Consider the following 20,260-nt stretch of genomic DNA (forward strand, 5'->3'; position numbering starts at 1 on the left):
ATGAATAAGGAAGGTGGGAGAATATTGAAATTAACTGCACGTGAACAGGAGAAGTTGCTTATTGTCGTTGCAGCGGATCTTGCACGACGCCGCAAAGAAAGAGGGTTGAAGCTAAATTATCCCGAAGCAGTAGCGCTTATTACATATGAAATTTTAGAAGGTGCGCGAGATGGGCGGACGGTGGCGGAGTTAATGCAATACGGGACAACGATTTTATCTCGCGATGATGTAATGGAAGGGGTGCCGGAAATGATGGAAGACATACAAGTGGAAGCCACATTTCCTGACGGCACAAAGCTCGTGACGGTTCATCAGCCAATTCGTTAAAGGGGGGATACGATGATTCCAGGAGAATATTTGTTAAAAGAAGATACGATCGTTTGTAATCGTCATAAACCGATTACAAAACTGGTGGTGACCAATCGTGGAGATCGTCCGATTCAAGTTGGATCTCACTTTCACTTCTTTGAAGTGAACTCGTTTCTTGAATTTGATCGCCAAGCGGCGTATGGGAAACACTTAAATATTCCGGCAGGGACGGCGGTGCGCTTTGAGCCAGGGGATGCTAAGCAAGTGGAACTAGTCCCGTTTTCCGGGGAGCGCCGTGTTTACGGATTGAATCAGTTAGTCAACGGGCCGCTTGATGAAGGTGAGAAAGGGGGAGTCATGCGATGAGTTTTCAAATGTCACGGCAACAGTATGCGGATATGTTTGGTCCGACAACAGGAGATTGCGTTCGTTTGGCTGATACCGATTTATGGATTGAGATTGAAAAAGATTTTACCGTTTATGGTGATGAAGTCAAATTCGGCGGCGGGAAAGTGATTCGTGACGGAATGGGACAGCATCCGCTTGCCACACGTTCGGAATCGATGGATTTAGTGCTGACAAATGCGATCATTGTTGACTATACAGGAATTTATAAAGCCGATATCGGGATTAAAGATGGGAAGATTGCGGCGATTGGGAAAGCGGGTAATCCGTTGTTGATGGACGGGGTGAATATTACGATCGGAGCAGCGACGGAAATTATTGCAGCCGAAGGAAAAATTGTCACCGCCGGGGGAATTGACGCCCATATTCATTTTATTTGCCCGCAGCAAATCGAAACGGCTTTGTCATCGGGAATGACGACAATGATCGGCGGCGGAACAGGGCCGGCGACAGGGACAAATGCGACGACATGCACCCCTGGGGAATGGAACATTTATCGCATGTTGGAAACGGCTGAAGCGTTTCCGATGAATCTAGGGTTTTTAGGGAAAGGGAACGCATCGTCGAAAGAACCGTTAGCGGAGCAAATTCGCGCAGGTGCCATTGGGTTGAAGCTTCATGAAGATTGGGGGACAACAGCCGCAGCGATTGATACGAGCTTGCAGGTCGCTGACGAATATGATGTGCAAGTGGCAATTCATACCGATACGCTGAATGAAGGGGGATTTGTTGAAGATACGTTAAGGGCGATTAACGGGCGCGTGATCCACACCTATCATACGGAAGGAGCAGGCGGAGGGCATGCGCCAGATATTATTAAAGTCGCAAGTTTTCCAAATATATTACCTTCTTCTACCAATCCAACGAGACCTTACACAAAAAATACGCTAGATGAGCATTTAGATATGTTGATGGTTTGTCATCATTTAGATCCGTCTGTTCCTGAAGATATTGCTTTTGCCGATTCGCGCATTCGGAAAGAAACGATTGCGGCGGAAGATATTCTCCATGATTTAGGCGTCTTTAGCATGATTAGCTCCGATTCACAAGCGATGGGACGCGTCGGAGAGGTAATTTTGCGAACGTGGCAAACGGCGGATAAGATGAAAAAGCAATTTGGAAAATTGCCTGAGGAGGAAGGAAGAGGCGATAATTTTCGCGTCAAACGTTACATCGCCAAATATACGATCAATCCAGCGATTACCCATGGGATTCATCAATACGTCGGATCGGTAGAAGTAGGCAAATTAGCTGATTTAGTCGTTTGGCATCCGGCATTTTTTGGTGTAAAACCGGAACTCGTTTTAAAAGGTGGCATGATTGCCTATAGTGTAATGGGGGATCCAAACGCCAGCATTCCAACACCGCAGCCAGTCATATACCGGCCGATGTTTGCGAGCTATGGAAAATCGTTATATAACACATCGATTACATTTGTATCGAAAGCAGCATTGGAGCTTGAAATTCCACAAAAATTGAATTTGCAAAAAATGATTCGACCGGTAGAGAATATTCGTAGCTTATCTAAACATGACATGGTGCATAACAACGCGATGCCAAAGATTGAGGTCGATCCGCAAACGTACGAAGTGAAAGTGGATGGCAAGCTTATTACATGTGAACCAGCTGAAATCGTTCCAATGGCACAACGATACTTTTTATTTTGAGGGGGTCAAACATGATTGTTGAAAAAATTATTGGAAATATCCGAACATTAGATCATTTCCCGCCACACACGGAACGTGTATATATGAATAGTGATGATTTAGTGAAACGGATTCAACGAGTGGTGACGGATCATGGAACCGAAATAGGCATTCGTTTACAAGAGGCAAAGGAATTAACCGATGGCGATATTTTATTCATGGATGAGAAAAACATGATCGTTGTCAGCGTTCTTCCTGATGACTTGTTGGTCATTCGCCCGACATCGATCAAGCAGATGGGGGAAATTGCGCATCAGCTTGGGAACCGCCATTTGCCTGCACAATTCGAAGGAGAAGAAATGCTCGTTCAGTACGACTACCTAGTAGAGGAGCTTTTAAAACAGCTACATATTCCGTATCAACGGGAAAAGCGAAAAGTAAAGCAAGCATTTCGCCATATAGGACATAGCCATGCTGGATAAGCTATTGCCTTTATTGCAACTATGCGATTCCAATTTTCCTTCTGGAGCATTTTCGCACTCCTTTGGATTTGAAACGTACATTTACAACGAAAAAATCAACAACGAGAAAACGTTCCGTGAGGCGCTTTGTGCTTATATTCGAACGCAATTAACGTATATAGACGGCTTGGCATGCCGCTTAACGTATGATTTTTTACAGAAACAATCAAAAGACGATGTATGGCGGTTAAATGAAATATTGGCTGCGCTTTGTTTGGCGAGAGAAACGAGAGAAGGAACACGAATGATCGGGGAACGAATGTGGAAGCTTTGCCGTGAAATTTATCCTTTTGAGATATGGAACGATGATAAAGAAAAGCGAGATTACATTCATCCAGCCATTGTGTTTGCGATTGTATGTGATCATTTAAAAATCCCGAAAGATATAACGGTTTTATCGTATTTATATACATCTGTCCAAACGCTTGTTCAAAATGCGGTTCGCGGCATTCCGCTCGGTCAAACCGACGGGCAAAAGCTGCTCGTTTTTGTCCAACCTTATCTAGTTGAAGCGGTTCAAACCATTGATGCTTTAACCGAAGAAGATTTAGGGGCTGTAACGCCGGGGCTGGAAATTGCCCAAATGCAGCATGAGCAGCTTTCCGTCCGCTTATTTATGTCTTAATGTTAAAAAAGGAGATGGAATAAAAGATGGAACCAGTAAGAATTGGAATTGGAGGCCCGGTTGGTGCCGGAAAAACGATGCTTGTTGAAAAGCTGACGAGGGCGATGCATCGTGAGTTCAGCATCGCCGTTGTAACGAATGATATATACACAAAGGAAGATGCGCAGTTTTTAGTGAAACATAGCGTATTGCCGGAAGAGCGGATTATCGGGGTGGAAACAGGGGGATGCCCGCATACCGCCATTCGTGAAGATGCTTCGATGAATTTTGCGGCAATTGATGAGTTGAAAAGGCGACATCCGGATGTTGAGATTATTTTTATTGAGAGTGGCGGCGATAATTTGGCCGCTACGTTCAGCCCGGAGCTCGTTGACTTTTCGATTTATGTCATCGATGTGGCGCAAGGAGAAAAAATCCCGCGTAAAGGCGGACAAGGAATGATTAAATCCGATCTATTAGTGATTAATAAAATTGATCTTGCCCCTTATGTCGGGGCTAGTTTAGAAGTGATGGAAAGAGATGCAAAAGCGGCACGTGGAACGAAACCAGTTATTTTTACAAATTTGAAGGAAGAAATTGGATTGGATGAAGTGGTCGAATGGATGAAAAAACAAGTATTATTGGTAGGGTTAGAGGAATGAACTGGTCGGGCTTGTTGCAATGTACGGCCGCGGAGAAAAATGGCCGTACGATTGTTTCTGATTGCTATTATGAAGGGGCTTTTAAGCTAGCCCGGCCCATCTATCTTCACCCTTCCCAGCCAACGATTTATTTGATGCATGTAGGAGGAGGGTATGTCGACGGAGACCGATATAAGACGGAGATCTCTTTGCAAAAACAAGCAAGGATGATTGTGACAACGCAGTCGGCAACGAAAATTTATAAGACGGTGAAGACGCCGGTAGAACAATATACATTGTTTTCCCTTGATGATCAAAGCGTGCTCGAATTTTTCCCTGATCCGGTTATCGCTTATGAAAAAGCGAAATTTTATCAAGAGACGACTGTGTATATGAAAGAAAGCGCGACGTTTATATATGGAGACATTATAACGCCTGGATGGTCAGAAAGCGGCGAGTTGTTTCGCTACGATTGGATTCGTTCGAAACTAAAGATCTATTATGAAGGTCATTTAAAGTTATTCGATCACCTTTATTTAGAACCAAGTAAAGGAATTACTGACATTTTTCAAATGGAAAGTTATACTTATATTGGATCTCTTTTTGTCGTTAGTCCTTTGATCACAAAGGATGTTCTTAAAAAAATTTGAAAAGATTGCAGCGCATTTCCCTAACGAAGCCCATTTCGGATGGTCCACTCCGATCGTTCCGGGGCTTGTTGTTCGTATTTTAGCCCGCGAAACGTACATCATTGAGGCTATTTTTCAACTTATCCACCAATTGATTCGGGGGGAATGTTTTCAGGAAGGACCGATTTTTTTAAGGAAGTACTAAAAAGAGAAGGGGTTGAAACATTAGTGAGCACCGTATGGCCGACATTGTTTTTTGGATTTGTTTTAGGTCTCAAACATGCCACAGAGCCAGACCATGTCATTGCTGTATCAACGATTGCCAGTCGAACGAAGAAGCTTTCGCTTTCGTCGCTCGCAGGGATTTTTTGGGGAATTGGCCACACCGCAACATTATTTGTTGTGGGGATGATCGTGATCGGGCTGGAACAACAAATACCGGAAACCGCAGCGATGTGGCTGGAACTAGCGGTTGGAGTGATGATCGTCGTTTTAGGGATTACGAGTTTTCGGTCATCGAATGTTGTTTCTAGTCAAAAGGAAGTAAGCATAACCCATCTTCATGTGAAATCGACAGTGATTGGTATTGTTCACGGGTTAGCCGGCAGCGCCGGAATGGTGCTTTTGACGTTAACGACTGTCGATACACGGTTGCAAGCGATATTATTTATATTGATATTCGGCGTCGGAACGATTATGGGAATGATGTTATTTACGACATTTCTCGGTTTACCATTTATTTGGATGAAACATAAACAAATGGTTTACCAATTCACCATTAAAGCCGTTTCGTTGATTAGTATCGCATATGGTTTATATTACATATATCATATAAGTAGTGAAATCATTGTTTAATATGATGTCTATCACAACGCCTTGAACCAAAATACCATCGTTCAAGACGAAGCGTATACGTACGATGGATTCGGCAATCGCAAGCAAATCATCAAAACGAAAGACGGACTATCCACGACGATCACGGCCGATTATAATGCAGCGAATCAATTGACCCGTTTCGGCGATGAAACGATCACGTACGATGCGAACGGCAATCAGACCGAAGATGGTGAGTACCAATATGAATGGAACGAAGCCGATCAGCTTGTCGCTATCACAAGAAAAGGCGAAAGCACGCCGTTTGTGACGTACAAATATGATGAAGACCGCCGCCGCATTCAAAAGAACGTGAATGGCGTCGTGATGAACTACCACTACCAAGGCGACAGCCTCAACGTCGTACGAGTAAAATGTTTGTGGGAGGAAGGTAAGCCCTCTTTTGGTTCAAGGGGGGTTCTTGAACTGAGGGAGGACGAGCATTTGCGACAAAAATTTTTCAGAGGAACAATTACAAAAAATGTATGAACAATGTAAAAGTACTAAAAATATGGATCAAATGGTGTAACAAGGATATATGATGTAAAGATCAGTTATTGAAACACTGTAGGCTTAAAACTACAGTGTTTTTTCGTCTGCCTATTGTTTTATGATATTTGCAAGATAATATTAGTGTGTATTTTTAACTGTTACATAAAATCCATCGATTCTGCAAATTTATGTTGTAAAATAAAAGCGCTAATAATGAGTTCTTATAAGGAAGGGACAAACGTGCGAAAACTTTCGTTTAAGCTAGGGCTATTGTTTTTTGTCTTTGTGCTAGGAATCGAAACGGTGTTATTTGCGTCGTTATATGTGACACTTGTGAACGCAAGAATCAATGAAGAATTTGAGCAGTTGCTGGCAAGAGGGAACAATCACCGCGATGTATTGGAAAAAAGCTATCACCCTTCTACGTTAGAACATGTCGTCATGATGGAGTCGGAAGCGGAGACGGATGTGGTCATTACAGATGCGAAAGGGAAGATTTTGTATTTTTCCGATCACATTTTGCCGTTTGCGAAAAAACTCATTCCGTCTGTCGATGTCCGCCACATTCCTCACAGCGGGATGGTCGTGCAAAACAACTGGAAAAAGGAGTCGTATATCGCCACCGCAAGCCCGATTCGGATGGACGGCAAGACAAGAGGATATGTATATATGTTTCAGCGGACGGCTTCCATTCAAAACATGATTGATAAGCTAAAACATCATTTTCTAGTCGTAGGCATTCTTTCCGTCTTTTTGACCATTATGACGATTGCTTTTTTATCAAGAGTCATTACGATTCCGCTCATTCGGATGAAACAAGCGACCGAAAAACTGAGCAAGGGGGACTTTTCTGTCCGCCTGCAAGTAAAAGGAGAAGATGAGTTGGCACAGTTAGGAAAAGCGATTCAAACATTGGCAAGGGATTTAGAATACTTAAAAAAAGAAAGAAACGAATTTCTCGCCAGTATTTCTCATGAGCTTCGTACTCCGCTCACGTACGTCAAAGGATATGCAGACATCGCGAGAAGGCCAACTATCGAGGAGGAAGAAAGAGCGAAATATTTGTCCATTATTTATGAAGAAGCAGAGCATATGCAAAAATTAGTGAAAGACTTGTTTGAGCTTGCGAAAATGGATCAACATTCGTTTCAAATCCAGAAAGAGCCAACTCCACTATGCCTTTTTTTGAAAAAAATATACGAGAAGATGTATCCTGCTTTTCAGACGAAAAATATGTCTCTTGTCTACCGCTGTGAGGAAAACATTACCGTCCATATCGATCAACAGCGGTTTGAACAAGTGATGATGAATCTTTTAGACAATGCGTTAAAATATTCTCATCAAGGTTCTACCGTTTCCATTGATGTAAGAATGGAGAAAAAGAACGTGATGATTATGATTTCCGACGAAGGAATAGGAATTCCTGAAGCAGATTTGCCTTATGTTTTTGAACGATTTTACAGGGTGGATAAATCACGGTCGCGAACAGGCGGGGGCACAGGGTTAGGTCTGTCGATTGCCAAAGAAATTGTCGAAGCGCACGGCGGTTCGATTTCCGCAACGAGCCAATTCGGAAAAGGGACAAACATGATCATTACATTGCCAAGGGGGGATGATGATGTATACGATTTTATTGGTTGATGACGAAAAACGAATGTTAGATTTATTAGAGCTGTATCTTGCACCGAAAGGGTACCGTTGTGTCAAATGCGAGTCAGGAGTAGCGGCGATTCGCTATTTAGAAAATAATAAAGCAGACCTTGTGTTGCTGGATGTGATGATGCCAGAGATGGACGGATGGGAAACGTGCAAACAAATAAGAGAGTTTTCGAATGTCCCAATTATTATGGTAACAGCAAGAGGGGAAACGACAGATGTTGTCCAAGGGTTGAAAATCGGAGCAGATGATTATATTACAAAACCATTTGACGAATCTGAGCTGCTCGCTCGGATCGAAGCGGTATTGCGCCGGTCTGTAGGAAAACAAGCGAAACTCGAGTTTCACGGCTTAGTTTGGGATGAGGCACAACATAAAGCCCAATATGCCGGGCACGATATTTTTCTCACGCCAAAAGAGTTTGCAATTTTAGGACTTTTTCTCAAAAATCCAAACCGAGTATTTAGCCGAGAGCAACTGATCGTGACATTATGGGGGTATAACGCCAATACAGAAGAACGGACAATTGATTCGCATGTGAAAAATATTCGCGAAAAGCTCCGTCAAGCTGGTTTTCCGATTGATCAGTTTTTGCAAACGGTTTGGGGAGTCGGATATAAATGGAAGAGCAAGTAATTGCTTTATTTCATACGTATCCATCGATCGCTTTTCTTCTCAGCATTGCGATCAATATCGCGATTAGTATTTTAGGCATTGTCCCGAGCGTCTTTCTTACGGCAGCTAACTTGGCGGTATTTGGTTTTTGGCAAGGCACGTTTTTATCGTTTATCGGAGAAGCAGTTGGTGCGATTGTGTCATTCTTGTTATATCGAAAAGGATTTCGCAAACTTTCGGAAACGAAATGGCTTTCCGATCCGAAAGTGAAACGTTTGCTTGAGGCAGAAGGGACAGAAGCCTTTTCTCTTGTTTTGTCTTTGCGTCTTCTTCCTTTTGTTCCGTCGGGGCTTGTGACGTTTGTGGCAGCGATTGGACGCATGTCACTCCTTCTTTTTCTGGTCGCCAGCTCGCTCGGAAAGCTGCCAGCACTTTTGTTAGAGGCATATTCGGTGTATCAAGTGATGAATGGGACATGGCAAGGGAAAGTGATACTGACGCTTGTATCTGCTTTTTTATTTATATTTACTTGGAAGAAAATCACTCGAAAAAAGGCTTAAACGAATGAAAAAGAATGTGCGAAATCTAAATTATACAAAGGAGAGTTGACCATGACAAAAATGACGAAAGCAATCATCATTACATCATCCATTCTTCTTCTAAGCGCTTGTTCATCATCCAACGAAAAAGAGCAAGCCTTTATTACAAGCAAAGAACAAGCAAAGTCGAATGTATCTGTTACCAATAATCCTTTCTTTAAAGAAAAAAAAGAAGGAAAGATCGAGCATTTACATGGAATCGGTTATGCAGGCAACCAACATGCGATTTACTTTGCTACACATGAAGGTTTATTCGTTTACCAAAATAATAAGTGGTATGAAACGATTTCTAATAAGCATGATTATATGGGCTTTTCGGCTACAGACGACGGCTTTTATTCATCAGGGCATCCGGAAGAAGGTTCATCTTTAGGAAATCCACTTGGTCTCGTGAAAAGTTTTGATAATGGACAAACATTGATGAATTTAGGATTTTATAAAGAATCTGATTTTCATTATATGACCGTTGGCTATAAAAGCCATACCATTTATGTTGTGAACCAAGAAGAAAACAAAACGCTCGGACAAGGGGTATTTTACAGTAAAGACGACGGGAAAACGTGGTCGCCAAGTCAATTGAACGGCTTGCCGCAAACTGCAGCGGGAACGATTGCTGCCCACCCAACGGATGAAAGTATGGTTGGAATTAGTACATCGGAAGGAATTTTTGTTTCAAGAGATAATGGGAATACGTTTGAACGGTTCACTCGAAAAATCAATACGACGACGTTTGCGTTCCAAGAAAAATCCATTGTATTTGCAGCTGTAGAGAACGATAAGCCTATCCTAATCAAACAATCACTAGACACAAAACAAGAGGAAGTTCTTTCCGTTCCTGCATTGGACGAAAAAGATCATATCATGTATATCACTTCTAATCCAGCAAATGACAACGAAATAGTGATTGCGACGACGAACGGGGATATTTTCATGACAAAAAATAACGGTGCAATCTGGACAAAACTAGCATCGAAAGGGAAAATATAAAAAGACATGCGGGTGCATGTCTTTTTGCTTACTGAAAATATATCGCTCCACAATTTCTGCAAAATTCACTGCTACAATGTATACATCAGATAAAGAAGAAGGTGAGAAGAAGGGTGTATTCGTTCTTGAGTCAAGTCAGTAACCTTCTAAGTCAACCGTTTCTCAATATGGCAAATAGCATGACAGCGATTCCTATTTTGTCAGCTTTCCTCCTTGGAATAGTGGGAGCGATGGCTCCGTGTCAACTCACTGGTAATTTAGGAGCGATCACATTATACAGTAATCAGTCTTTGCAAAAAGGAATGGCTTGGAAAGAGTTGCTTTTATTTATTTTCGGTAAAATCGTTGCTTTTTCCGGTTTAGGCTTGATTGTCTGGCTCATGGGGAAAGAGATTCAAAGTACGCTAACATTGTATTTTCCGTGGTTAAGAAAGCTCGTTGGTCCCATTCTCATTCTTGTAGGCTTATATTTGTTTGGGCTTTTTAAAATGTATTGGAACGTTACCTTGTTCAAAGTGCCTGAGAGATGGCGAAAAGGAAAAATCGGTTCGTTTTTCATGGGATTTGGCTTTTCATTAGCTTTTTGTCCAACGATGTTTGTGCTGTTTTTTGTCACTCTCATGCCTCTCGTCTATTCAACGTCTTATGGGGTGCTATTACCGAGCATCTTTGCCGTTGGAACTTCTGTACCTGTTATTTTCTTTATCTTTGTCCTTTGGTACTTAGGATTTAGCGGCACTCTGATGAAAAAAGGAAGGCAGGTAGGGAGGATTGTTCAAAAAACAGCCGGAATCGTGATGGTTTTACTTGGTATATTAGATACGATCACTTATTGGTTTTAAAGTTAGGAAAAGGAGGGAAACTCAATGATGTTTGGAGGTTCTTTCATGATGGTTGGGATCATGTTATTTTGGGTTGTATTAATCGCCGTTGGTTTTTATCTTTTATATCGTTTTATCCATGATCGTAAAGAAGAACTCTCTCCGCTGGAAATATTGAAAGTACGATTAGCCAAAGGAGAGATTTCTTTGGAAGAGTTTGAACAACTATTGAAAAAATGTGAATAGATGATGAAAAAATGGTTGATCATGATGGCGTCAACCATCTCTTTCATTGCTTTATATACCCATTACCGGTATAATGTAATTGAAGAGGTGATACTTGATGAACCATTGTGAAGATCAACATATGGATAAAAAAATGATTCCGCGCACGGAAGAAGAAATTGAAAAAATTGTGAATCGCTTAAAACGCATTGAAGGCCAAGTGCGCGGTGTGCAAAAAATGGTGGAGGACAATCGTTATTGTATTGATATTTTAGTTCAAATTTCAGCGATCACGGCAGCGTTAAATAAAGTAGGACTGAACTTGTTAGAACGTCATGTCAGCCATTGTGTGTCTAAAGCGATCCGCGAAGGAAGCGGAGAAGAATCCATTCGCGAATTAATGGATGTTATTAAACAGTTCTCAAAGTGAGAGGAGTGGGAAGCATGATGAGTGAACAAAAGCATGTGACACTTAGAGTGACCGGCATGACATGTGCTGCTTGTTCTGCCCGCATTGAAAAAGTGTTGAATAAAATGGACGGTGTTGAAGCGACTGTCAATTTAGCGATGGAAAAAGCGACCGTTCAATACGACCCGAATAAATATACCATTGCGGACATTGAAGCAAAAATTGAAAAGTTGGGGTATGGCGTTGCGACAGAAAAGGTGACGCTCGATATTGAAGGAATGACATGTGCGGCATGTGCGACACGGATTGAAAAAGGGTTAAATCGGATGGAAGGTGTTACAAGCGCTGCTGTAAACTTGGCGACAAACAGTGCGGTTGTCGAATACAAGGAAGGCGTTACATCTGTCGAAGATATTTTAGAGAAAATCAAAAAACTTGGGTACAAAGGGCAAATTCGAAACGAAGAACAAGACGATGCTGGCCGGAAAGAAGAGTTGCTTAAACAAAAACAACGGCAACTCGCTATTTCTATCATCTTATCGTTGCCGCTGCTTTATACGATGCTTGCCCATATGCCGTTTGATATAGGCTTGCCGATGCCGCATCTCTTGATGAATCCGTGGTTCCAGCTTCTTTTAGCTACACCCGTTCAGTTTTACATCGGCGGTCCTTTCTATGTCGGGGCGTATCGGGCGTTACGAAATAAGAGCGCGAACATGGACGTCCTAGTGGCGCTTGGAACATCGGCCGCGTACGTTTACAGCTTGTATGAAGCTTTTCGGACGCTTGGGAATCCTGAATATATGCCAAGATTATATTTTGAAACGAGTGCCGTCTTGATTACGCTTGTGCTTGTCGGCAAATACTTTGAAGCTCTTGCGAAAGGGCGAACAACAGAAGCCATTTCTAAGCTGCTCGGCCTGCAGGCAAAAGAAGCGACTGTCATTCGTAATGGGGAAGAAATAAAAGTTCCGCTGGAGGAAGTGGTGATCGGTGATATGATCCTCGTCAAGCCAGGAGAAAAAATCCCTGTAGACGGTACTGTCATCGCCGGAGCATCTTCCGTAGACGAATCGATGATTACCGGTGAATCGATTCCGGTTGATAAGAAGGAAGGCGACTATGTGATCGGGGCAACCATGAATACAAATGGTGTACTGACCATTCGCGCAGAAAAGGTAGGGAAAGATACAGCACTTGCCAATATCATTAAAATCGTCGAAGAGGCGCAAGGTTCGAAAGCTCCGATTCAGCGGATGGCTGATGTCCTGGCCGGTATTTTCGTACCGATTGTTGTAGGAATCGCGGTTGTTGCATTCATGATCTGGTACTTCTTTGTTGCGCCGGGTGATTTGGCAAAAGCGCTTGAGGTGGCTATCGCCGTTCTCGTCATTGCGTGTCCTTGTGCGCTCGGTCTTGCCACGCCGACATCGATTATGGTCGGTACAGGCAAAGGGGCAGAACAGGGAATTCTCTTTAAAGGAGGTGAGTACCTAGAGGGAACGCATAAAATCAATGCCGTATTACTCGATAAAACAGGAACAGTGACAAAAGGAAAACCAGAAGTGACAGATGTGTTACAATTCCAAGAAAACATGCTCGACTATGCCGTTTCGGCCGAGAGCGCTTCGGAACATCCGTTGGCTCATGCGATTGTCGAATACGGGAAGAAACAAGCGATTTCGATGAAGCCATTGGAGCACTTCTCCGCCATTACCGGCCACGGAATTGAAGCTGTCATTGACGGAAAAAGCATCCTTATTGGGACGCGAAAATTGATGAAGGAACGCTCTGTAGCGATTTCTGTGCATGAAGATAAAATGGTAGAGCTTGAAAAACAAGGGAAAACAGTGATGCTCGTTGCCATCGATGGACAGCTTGCCGGCATCATCGCTGTCGCGGATACGGTAAAAGAAAGCTCCAAAGAAGCAATTCAAACATTAAAACAAATGGGTATCGAAGTGTACATGGTAACGGGAGACAATAAACGGACAGCGGAAGCGATCGCTAAACAAGTCAGTATCGATCATGTCTATGCAGAGGTGCTTCCGGAAGACAAAGCGAACATCGTCGAGGAATTGCAAAAGCAAGGGAAACGAGTGGCGATGGTCGGTGATGGAATTAATGACGCTCCAGCTCTTGCGAAAGCGGATATTGGGATGGCGATTGGCACAGGAGCGGATGTCGCGATTGAAACGGCCGATGTTACCTTGGTCGGTGGGGATTTAGCCCATATTCCGAAAGCGATTGAGTTAAGCCGCAAAACGATGAAAAACATTCGGCAAAATCTGTTCTGGGCTTTGTTCTATAATACAGTTGGCATTCCTGTAGCCGCTCTCGGACTGTTGGAACCATGGATCGCTGGGGCAGCGATGGCATTTAGCTCTGTATCCGTTGTGACAAACGCGCTTCGTTTGAAACGCGTGAAAATATAAACATTTTAGGAGGAATGGATGATGACGATTACATTACGTGTACAAGGAATGACATGCGGACATTGCAAAGCGGCTGTGACGAATGCACTTCAGGAGTTAGATGGCGTCAGCCGTGTAGAGGTGCATTTGCAAGAAGGTACGGTTGATGTGGATTATGATGAAACAAAGGTAAGCGTAGAAAAATTGAAAGAAGCGATTGAAGAGCAAGGATATGATGTGAAGTAACATAAAGAGGCTGTCTCAAAAGGTTGTTGACCTTTTGAATTCAGCCTCTTTTACTTACTACGATAAATCGTTATTCCCCTTTATTCGTTGTGTCATTCGGATCTGGAGTATAGTCCGATTTGTAATCGGCATATTTGATTTCTGTCACCATTCCCGCTGAGGCATGGTGCAAGTCATGGCAATGGAACATCCAATTTCCCGGATTATCCGCTTTAAATGCGACGACATATTCTTCACTAGGGTTTACATTTAAGGAATCCTTCATCAATGGAGAGCCTGTGACTGGCTTACCGTTTTTGCTTAACACTTGGAAGAAATGTCCGTGTAAATGCATCGGATGGACATCCATCGGTGAATTGTTCACTATTTTTACTTTTACTAAATCTCCTGTCTTCACATTGATCGGCGCTGTGTTAGGATGCGTTTTCCCATTAATCGTGAAAATCATGCCATTTTTGCCCATGGCCGTTCCTAAATCCATTGTGTACTCTACATCATATTTTTGGTCTAACGTAAATGGACCTGTTTCATATTTTCCATATGTGGTCATATCCACAACAGGAAGGTTTTCTTTTGCATTTGCTTTGTCCGTATTGTTTGCTTGTCCTTCGTATTGAATTTTCACTTTCATGCCATTGGTACCTTTCATATTGCCGTGACATTCTAGTAACCATTCACCCGGGTTATTGGCGATAAACTCAATGTCGTAGCGCTCACCCGGAGCGATATTCAACAGTTCATCTTTGATTGGTTGCGGATCTTTTAACGGTTGCCCGTCTGTTGCGACAATTTTAAACTCATGTCCATGCAAATGAAGCTTGTGGGACATGTACCCTGCATTGACAAGACGAAGCCGTACTTTTTCGCCTTTTTTCACTTTTAACGGTTTGATAGACGTTCCGCTTTTTCCGTTTATCGTGAAAATATCGTACATATTCATGTTATGTCCCATATTGCTCATATTCATATTGCTATGATCCATGCCGCTCATATTCATGTTCATATTGCTTTCTGCGTTCGGGTCGCTCATCCATTCATCTAACACAAGTGTATAATCTCGATCAACTTTTTCCTCATTTTTCGGTTCTACGATTAATGTACCGTATAATCCCTTGTCCACTTGCTCTGCGCTTTTTTGATGAGAATGATACCAATACGTTCCCGGTACAGTTGCCGTAAATTCATACGTAAACGTTTCACTCGGTTTAATGGCATCCATCGTGACACCCGGTACTCCATCTTGATTATTTGGAACAGGATAGCCGTGCCAGTGAATCGTAACCGGTTCTGGCAATTCATTTTTTAAAACAATTTTCACCTTATCCCCTTGCTTCACACGAATTTGCGCACCGGGTACAGATCCATTATACGTGTATACCGGGAGTTTGACTTGATCGTTGATTTGTAATAACGCTTCCTTCGCAGTAAGGTGAATCTCTTTCCCGGATAACACTTCTGTATCGGTTGCCAAAGGTAATTGCTGCTTACTGGATTCGTTAGAAGTATTTTCTTTTTTCATATTCATGTTGGACATGTCGTGTCCTTGCATCGAAGAATTATTTGAGCAAGCTGCACCAATCGCAACAACTCCCGCCAAAACAGTTCCTAACAATAATTTCTTCATCGCTTTCCCTCCATAAACTTGTGATGTAAGTCATAGTAACATCATCATAAAAAATAAATGTGCAAAATGTATGGAGAAAAGCTAGGAAACAACTCGTTTTTTAGACGTTTTCCCTCCGCTATCGCGTATGTTATGAAGAGATCTTGATGTATTTTTCCAGATATGTTTTACTAAATACTATAATAAGGGTATAGTAGTGTGTTTGAATAGCTGTTTTTTTTGATTGGGAATGCGGTGTACGTGTTCCCGTGTGCTATTCAACGAAAAAATGAAATCGATTCCATGAAGCGGAGAAAAGGAGGATGGAAGGTATCTATAACAGCGGATTCGTTCTTTTGTTACATAATATTATAGAGCAGACGAATGGTTTCAAGTCAACTTTTATTGCTAGGAAGGTATAGGGAAATGACAAAAGAAGCTCGATTATATTTGTGGATGATGGCATTTTTTACGTTTGCATTCGGGATGTCTAATACGTTCATCAACGTATTTCTTTGGAAGTTGAACTCATCGTACATTTTTTTGGCCAAGTACAGTTTCATTTGGTCTTTTGTCATTTTAGTCAGTTTTCCGCTTTGTGCTTCTTATGCTCGCAAAAAAACACCGATGGCGAGTTTGCGTTTGGGCGTTATCTTTTTTATTTTGACCTTTGGTTTCGTATTGTTTTATCAAGAACAAAGTCCGGCGCATATTTATGAGATTGGGTGTTTGATGGGATTAGGCGCGAGTTTTTTTGCCATTGGAATGCATATGCAATCTTTGGACAGTACGGAAGACCAAGAGCGGGATCGATTTCTTTATGTAGGAAATCTTTTAAATAGCGTGAGCGGAATGCTCGCTCCGATGTTGGCAGGATATTTCATTGAACGTTACGCAGGGATGAAAGGGTATTATCTAGTTTTTAGCATGACCCTTCTTTGGTTTTTAGTGGTTGTGCTAATGTCCTTTAGGTTGAAAGGAAAACAAGTATCGAAGCAATCCCAGTTGCTTGAAGTGTGGAAAAATCCATCTCGAGAATGGAAAGGGATGTATTGGGTGACTATGGGCTCCGGTGTAGTCGAAGGAACGTATTCAACATTTCTTGTGACGATGATGTCTTATTCGATCTTAAAAAGCGAGTTTGCCCTTGGCGGATTTGCTACTTTTGCCTCTTTGATGGGGATGCTTACTTCATTTGTGTTGTCTAGATTTTCTAACCCTGAACGGCGATTGAACATTTATACTGCCGGAGCGTTGCTGCTTTGCGTATCATCGGTTGCACTCAGCTTGAAACAAGAATTTTCCATTCTCGTTGTTTATACAATTCTCTCGACGATTGGGTTCAATCTCCTTACAACAACGTTTAATGCGTGGACGTATGCTTCGATCGAAAAAGATCCAGCCTATCAAGAACGACGCTTAGATTATATTGTTATTCGTGAAATTCCTTTAGGATTGGGGCGGATGATCGGAATTATCTTGTTCTTGGTGCTACATGCTTATACCGATCCGCAAAAAATTTTGGCTATCAGTTTCGCACTCTTTGGCTCTGTTTACCTCCTTTTAGTGGTGCCTTTGAGAAAAATATGGTCGAGAAGTGTCAGTGACAGAAATATAGCTGCATAGCAAGTACTGGACAACTAGCGAGGGTATCTTTTTTGCCGTAGTCAGTAACGCTTAGTTTGTCGGCTGCCCATGCCTTTTCCGAACGGGTTTCCGTCCCGTTCGTCTTTTTTTGTGCAGAAATTTTGTTTAACAAACGGGATATCGCGGCAAACTAAAGGAAAATTTTTCTGAAAGAGGAGATGAAAAGATGGCAATCGATCTCATTTGCACCATTGGACCAGCGACGAATCGCCGGGACATGATTCAAGCGTTAATGGAGCATGGAATGACGGTTGTAAGACTCAATTTATCGCACGGGGAACAGTGTAACCATCAAAAGGTCATCGAAACGGTTCGCTCGTTAAATAAACAATTAGGAAAGAAAGTAAAAATATTAGGGGATTTGCAAGGACCGAAAATTCGGTTAGGCGACATACAAAGCGGCACCGTCGTATTACAAAAAGGACAACGGTTTACGTTGCGCACGACTGATTGCATTGGGACAGACAAAGAAGCAAGGGTAGACTATGAGCAAATGGTGAAAGACGTCACAGTCGGGGCAAAAATTTTGTTAAATGATGGAGCGGTGGAATTGGTCGTCAAAAGAATAGGAGAACAAGAAATCGAAACAGAAGTGATCATCGGTGGGCCGATCGGGAGTCGAAAAAGTGTCAACTTGCCAGGGACTAAAATATCATTGCCAGCTTTGACGAAAAAAGATGAGCGCGATTTGGAATTTTTGTTGCGTGAAGAAGTAGATATGGTTGCGTGTTCATTCGTTCGAGAAGCGGTTCATTTGCATGAAGTCCACCAGTTCATCGCTTCAATGAATAACACGAAAAAGCCGATGATCATCGCCAAGATAGAAACGTTAGAAGCGGTGAAAAACTTCCAAGCCATTCGCGAGGCAGCAGACGGAATTATGGTGGCGCGCGGCGATTTAGGAGTCGAACTGCCATTGGCGTGGGTTCCGCTTTTACAAAAGGCGATGATTTATGAATGCAATCGATTTCATACGTATGTCATTACAGCTACACAAATGTTGCAGTCGATGGTTGAGCAAGAAAAGCCGACGCGCGCCGAAGTGACTGACATTTTTCAAGCGGTGCTCGACGGCACGAACGCAGTAATGCTATCCGCAGAAAGCGCAACAGGAAAGCATCCGATTGAAAGCGTGACCGTATTACAAACGATTAGCTCATTTGCTGAAAAGCTGAAAAGCGAAGCGCCGTTTGACTTTAAAGATATGCTGAATTTAATAGAAGCGTACTTTTTTAAATCCTAACCATGTTTTTATGGTAGGATTTTTTATTACGATATTTACCTAAAAACCATTACTTCTCAACAATACATCCCTATTTTCAACCTTCAGAGCTTTATATCCTCTAGTTTGGATGATGAAAAGGTTGACATATTCAACGGTTAGCGTCATCGTCACCAAAATATATTTCACAATAATATTATCCTAAGCGCTAGCAGCGCGTTTTTTCGCGAAAAATGTCTAAAAGATAGAGGTTGACGTGGAAGAAAATGCCCGTTATGATAAATGTATCATTCAGAATATTCCGACTTTTTTATTTTACCGAAAAAACAACTGCTTCTACACCGTCCTCACATCTAGAATGCATGCCCACATCTATGAACTTCCATGGCATTATGTTCGATTAAAAAAGAAAAGGAGACGATGTCGATGCGCTACGAATTTAAACTGCCGGACATCGGCGAAGGGCTGCATGAAGCAGAGATTGTTCGATGGCTCGTTCAAGAAGGAGAAGAAGTCACGATCGATCAGCCAATTGCAGAAATCCAGACAGATAAAGCAACGGTCGAAATTTCCATCCCTGTTGCGGGGAAAATCATTGCCCTTGCTGGACCTGAAGGAAAAGTGGTGAAAGTAGGAGAGCCGCTGATCATCGTCGATATGCAGGAAAAAATGGAAGCGGTTGCACAATTTGCGCCGCCTCAAGCGGCCGCACCGTCTACGCCTCAACAGGAAGGAGCTTCCTCTGCATCGCTCCAAGCGACCGCACACCTTGCCGTTCACTGGAAAAAGCACGTGATTGCGGCGCCGTCTGTTCGAAAACGGGCACGGGAGATGGGCATTCCGATTGAAGACGTGAAAGGAACAGGCGAAGGCGGGAGGATCGTCGCTGCCGATTTAGAGCGGTATGTAACCGAGCGAGCAGCGGCTGCGGCCGCCCCTGCGCTAGAAACAATAGAGCCGCCGATGTCCCCGCTAAAACAAACGGAAGAACGCCTCCCGATGCGTGGCTTGCGGAAAAAAATTGCAGAGAAAATGGTGAAATCATTCTATACTGCCCCCCATGTCACCGGAATGGACGAAGTCGATGTAACAACGCTTGTCGACATTCGGACAAGTTTAATGAATCAGCTATCGATAAAGCTTACGTATTTGCCGTTTGTCATTAAAGCGGTCACGCGTGCGTTAAAGGAACACCCGCTGTTTAACGCAACGCTTGATGAAGAAACGAACGAAATCGTACTGAAAAAAGAATATCATATCGGGATTGCCACCGCGACAAAAGAAGGGCTTGTCGTTCCGGTCATTCGCCATGCCGACCAAAAATCGATCCGTGAACTTGCCGAAGAACTTACTGCATTGGTGGAAAAAGCCCATCGCCATACGCTTCGTGTCGATGAACTGCAAGGAAGTACGTTTACGATTACAAGCACTGGGGCGAACGGCGGCTGGTTTGCGACGCCGATTATTAACTATCCAGAAGTTGCAATTTTAGGTGTCCATGCGATAAAGCGAAAGCCAGTCGTCATCGGAGAAGAAATCGTCATTCGAGATATGATGGGCATTTCGTTAACCTTTGACCACCGCGTCATCGATGGAGAACCAGCAGGGCGGTTTATGGCGGCAGTCGCTAGCGTGTTAGAAAAACCGGAACAACTTTTACTCGATGTCCGATAACGCAATGAGGGGGAAAGGAAC

Annotated in this window: 21 protein-coding genes and 1 pseudogene; 21 read left to right on the forward strand and 1 reads right to left on the reverse strand. The window is 42.8% G+C overall.

Annotated elements, in window-relative coordinates:
• The first annotated feature begins 24 nt into the window (after window positions 1-24).
• From GFC30_RS08275 to copZ, 18 genes and pseudogenes are all read left to right on the forward strand, one after another.
• Window positions 25-327, forward strand: a complete 303-nt coding sequence (locus tag GFC30_RS08275; RefSeq protein ID WP_066324205.1) for an urease subunit gamma — start codon at window positions 25-27, stop codon at window positions 325-327.
• Between the two features lie 12 nt (window positions 328-339).
• Window positions 340-675: an urease subunit beta gene (locus tag GFC30_RS08280; protein ID WP_066324207.1), complete on the forward strand. Its 336-nt coding sequence runs from the start codon at window positions 340-342 to the stop codon at window positions 673-675.
• On the forward strand, window positions 672-2,381 hold the full coding sequence (gene ureC, locus GFC30_RS08285) for an urease subunit alpha (protein ID WP_066324208.1): 1,710 nt from the start codon (window positions 672-674) through the stop codon (window positions 2,379-2,381). Before GFC30_RS08280 ends, ureC begins: the two co-directional genes overlap by 4 nt.
• Before the next feature lie 11 nt (window positions 2,382-2,392).
• Complete coding sequence (gene ureE, locus GFC30_RS08290) at window positions 2,393-2,842, forward strand: urease accessory protein UreE (protein ID WP_066324210.1); 450 nt, start codon at window positions 2,393-2,395, stop codon at window positions 2,840-2,842.
• A complete protein-coding gene (locus tag GFC30_RS08295) occupies window positions 2,832-3,506 on the forward strand; it encodes an urease accessory protein UreF (protein ID WP_179946267.1) in 675 nt (224 codons plus the stop codon). Before ureE ends, GFC30_RS08295 begins: the two co-directional genes overlap by 11 nt.
• Before the next feature lie 26 nt (window positions 3,507-3,532).
• A complete protein-coding gene (ureG, locus tag GFC30_RS08300; RefSeq protein ID WP_066324212.1) occupies window positions 3,533-4,147 on the forward strand; it encodes an urease accessory protein UreG in 615 nt (204 codons plus the stop codon).
• Window positions 4,105-4,776: an urease accessory protein UreD gene (locus tag GFC30_RS08305; RefSeq protein WP_238583470.1), complete on the forward strand. Its 672-nt coding sequence runs from the start codon at window positions 4,105-4,107 to the stop codon at window positions 4,774-4,776. Before ureG ends, GFC30_RS08305 begins: the two co-directional genes overlap by 43 nt.
• A gap of 207 nt (window positions 4,777-4,983) precedes the next feature.
• A complete protein-coding gene (locus GFC30_RS08310; RefSeq protein ID WP_066324213.1) occupies window positions 4,984-5,610 on the forward strand; it encodes an urease accessory protein UreH in 627 nt (208 codons plus the stop codon).
• Between the two features lie 54 nt (window positions 5,611-5,664).
• Window positions 5,665-5,994: pseudogene (locus GFC30_RS08315) on the forward strand (RHS repeat domain-containing protein); the annotation flags it as partial.
• Window positions 5,995-6,360: 366 nt separating this feature from the next.
• Window positions 6,361-7,761: a sensor histidine kinase gene (locus GFC30_RS08320; protein ID WP_066324215.1), complete on the forward strand. Its 1,401-nt coding sequence runs from the start codon at window positions 6,361-6,363 to the stop codon at window positions 7,759-7,761.
• A complete protein-coding gene (locus tag GFC30_RS08325; protein ID WP_066324217.1) occupies window positions 7,739-8,413 on the forward strand; it encodes a response regulator transcription factor in 675 nt (224 codons plus the stop codon). The genes GFC30_RS08320 and GFC30_RS08325 overlap by 23 nt, the downstream gene beginning before the upstream one ends.
• Window positions 8,398-8,952 carry a TVP38/TMEM64 family protein gene (locus GFC30_RS08330; protein ID WP_066324220.1) on the forward strand — a complete coding sequence of 185 codons (555 nt, stop codon included), beginning with the start codon at window positions 8,398-8,400 and terminating at the stop codon, window positions 8,950-8,952. The genes GFC30_RS08325 and GFC30_RS08330 overlap by 16 nt, the downstream gene beginning before the upstream one ends.
• A gap of 51 nt (window positions 8,953-9,003) precedes the next feature.
• Window positions 9,004-9,978: a F510_1955 family glycosylhydrolase gene (locus GFC30_RS08335; protein WP_066324221.1), complete on the forward strand. Its 975-nt coding sequence runs from the start codon at window positions 9,004-9,006 to the stop codon at window positions 9,976-9,978.
• Between the two features lie 113 nt (window positions 9,979-10,091).
• Window positions 10,092-10,820, forward strand: a complete 729-nt coding sequence (locus tag GFC30_RS08340; protein WP_066324223.1) for an urease accessory protein UreH domain-containing protein — start codon at window positions 10,092-10,094, stop codon at window positions 10,818-10,820.
• Between the two features lie 24 nt (window positions 10,821-10,844).
• Window positions 10,845-11,045 carry an SHOCT domain-containing protein gene (locus GFC30_RS08345; protein ID WP_066324225.1) on the forward strand — a complete coding sequence of 67 codons (201 nt, stop codon included), beginning with the start codon at window positions 10,845-10,847 and terminating at the stop codon, window positions 11,043-11,045.
• Between the two features lie 97 nt (window positions 11,046-11,142).
• Window positions 11,143-11,454 carry a metal-sensing transcriptional repressor gene (locus tag GFC30_RS08350; protein WP_066324228.1) on the forward strand — a complete coding sequence of 104 codons (312 nt, stop codon included), beginning with the start codon at window positions 11,143-11,145 and terminating at the stop codon, window positions 11,452-11,454.
• A 17-nt stretch (window positions 11,455-11,471) separates the two neighbouring features.
• On the forward strand, window positions 11,472-13,868 hold the full coding sequence (locus GFC30_RS08355; protein WP_066327269.1) for a heavy metal translocating P-type ATPase: 2,397 nt from the start codon (window positions 11,472-11,474) through the stop codon (window positions 13,866-13,868).
• A 21-nt stretch (window positions 13,869-13,889) separates the two neighbouring features.
• A complete protein-coding gene (gene copZ / locus GFC30_RS08360; protein WP_066324230.1) occupies window positions 13,890-14,093 on the forward strand; it encodes a copper chaperone CopZ in 204 nt (67 codons plus the stop codon).
• 70 nt (window positions 14,094-14,163) lie between these two features.
• Here copZ and GFC30_RS08365 read toward each other — a convergent pair whose 3' ends face one another.
• Entirely contained in the window at window positions 14,164-15,717 is a 1,554-nt protein-coding gene (locus tag GFC30_RS08365) for a multicopper oxidase family protein (RefSeq protein ID WP_066324233.1), read from the reverse strand.
• A gap of 405 nt (window positions 15,718-16,122) precedes the next feature.
• Here GFC30_RS08365 and GFC30_RS08370 point away from each other — a divergent pair, with 405 nt between their 5' ends.
• The 3 genes from GFC30_RS08370 (at window position 16,123) to GFC30_RS08380 (ending at window position 20,239) form a co-directional block, all read left to right on the forward strand.
• Entirely contained in the window at window positions 16,123-17,322 is a 1,200-nt protein-coding gene (locus GFC30_RS08370) for an MFS transporter (protein WP_066324236.1), read from the forward strand.
• A gap of 187 nt (window positions 17,323-17,509) precedes the next feature.
• On the forward strand, window positions 17,510-18,586 hold the full coding sequence (gene pyk / locus GFC30_RS08375) for a pyruvate kinase (RefSeq protein ID WP_066324239.1): 1,077 nt from the start codon (window positions 17,510-17,512) through the stop codon (window positions 18,584-18,586).
• A 405-nt stretch (window positions 18,587-18,991) separates the two neighbouring features.
• Window positions 18,992-20,239, forward strand: a complete 1,248-nt coding sequence (locus tag GFC30_RS08380) for a dihydrolipoamide acetyltransferase family protein (RefSeq protein ID WP_066324242.1) — start codon at window positions 18,992-18,994, stop codon at window positions 20,237-20,239.
• The last annotated feature ends 21 nt before the right edge of the window (window positions 20,240-20,260 follow it).

It is taken from the genome of Anoxybacillus amylolyticus (assembly GCF_001634285.1).
GTDB classification, from domain to species: Bacteria; Bacillota; Bacilli; order Bacillales; family Anoxybacillaceae; genus Anoxybacteroides; species Anoxybacteroides amylolyticum.

Bases quoted from the DNA above. Each gene is read 5' to 3' on its own strand.
- ureE (WP_066324210.1), top strand. From the start codon at position 2,393: ATGATTGTTGAAAAAATTATTGGAAATATCCGAACATTAGATCATTTC.
- GFC30_RS08280 (WP_066324207.1), top strand. From the start codon at position 340: ATGATTCCAGGAGAATATTTGTTAAAAGAAGATACGATCGTTTGTAAT.
- GFC30_RS08350 (WP_066324228.1), top strand. From the start codon at position 11,143: ATGAACCATTGTGAAGATCAACATATGGATAAAAAAATGATTCCGCGC.
- copZ (WP_066324230.1), top strand. From the start codon at position 13,890: ATGACGATTACATTACGTGTACAAGGAATGACATGCGGACATTGCAAA.
- GFC30_RS08380 (WP_066324242.1), top strand. From the start codon at position 18,992: ATGCGCTACGAATTTAAACTGCCGGACATCGGCGAAGGGCTGCATGAA.
- GFC30_RS08305 (WP_238583470.1), top strand. From the start codon at position 4,105: ATGGATGAAAAAACAAGTATTATTGGTAGGGTTAGAGGAATGAACTGG.
- ureG (WP_066324212.1), top strand. From the start codon at position 3,533: ATGGAACCAGTAAGAATTGGAATTGGAGGCCCGGTTGGTGCCGGAAAA.
- ureC (WP_066324208.1), top strand. From the start codon at position 672: ATGAGTTTTCAAATGTCACGGCAACAGTATGCGGATATGTTTGGTCCG.
- GFC30_RS08345 (WP_066324225.1), top strand. From the start codon at position 10,845: ATGATGTTTGGAGGTTCTTTCATGATGGTTGGGATCATGTTATTTTGG.
- GFC30_RS08365 (WP_066324233.1), bottom strand. From the start codon at position 15,717: ATGAAGAAATTATTGTTAGGAACTGTTTTGGCGGGAGTTGTTGCGATT.
- GFC30_RS08370 (WP_066324236.1), top strand. From the start codon at position 16,123: ATGACAAAAGAAGCTCGATTATATTTGTGGATGATGGCATTTTTTACG.
- GFC30_RS08325 (WP_066324217.1), top strand. From the start codon at position 7,739: ATGTATACGATTTTATTGGTTGATGACGAAAAACGAATGTTAGATTTA.
- GFC30_RS08335 (WP_066324221.1), top strand. From the start codon at position 9,004: ATGACAAAAATGACGAAAGCAATCATCATTACATCATCCATTCTTCTT.
- GFC30_RS08295 (WP_179946267.1), top strand. From the start codon at position 2,832: ATGCTGGATAAGCTATTGCCTTTATTGCAACTATGCGATTCCAATTTT.
- GFC30_RS08355 (WP_066327269.1), top strand. From the start codon at position 11,472: ATGAGTGAACAAAAGCATGTGACACTTAGAGTGACCGGCATGACATGT.
- GFC30_RS08330 (WP_066324220.1), top strand. From the start codon at position 8,398: ATGGAAGAGCAAGTAATTGCTTTATTTCATACGTATCCATCGATCGCT.
- pyk (WP_066324239.1), top strand. From the start codon at position 17,510: ATGGCAATCGATCTCATTTGCACCATTGGACCAGCGACGAATCGCCGG.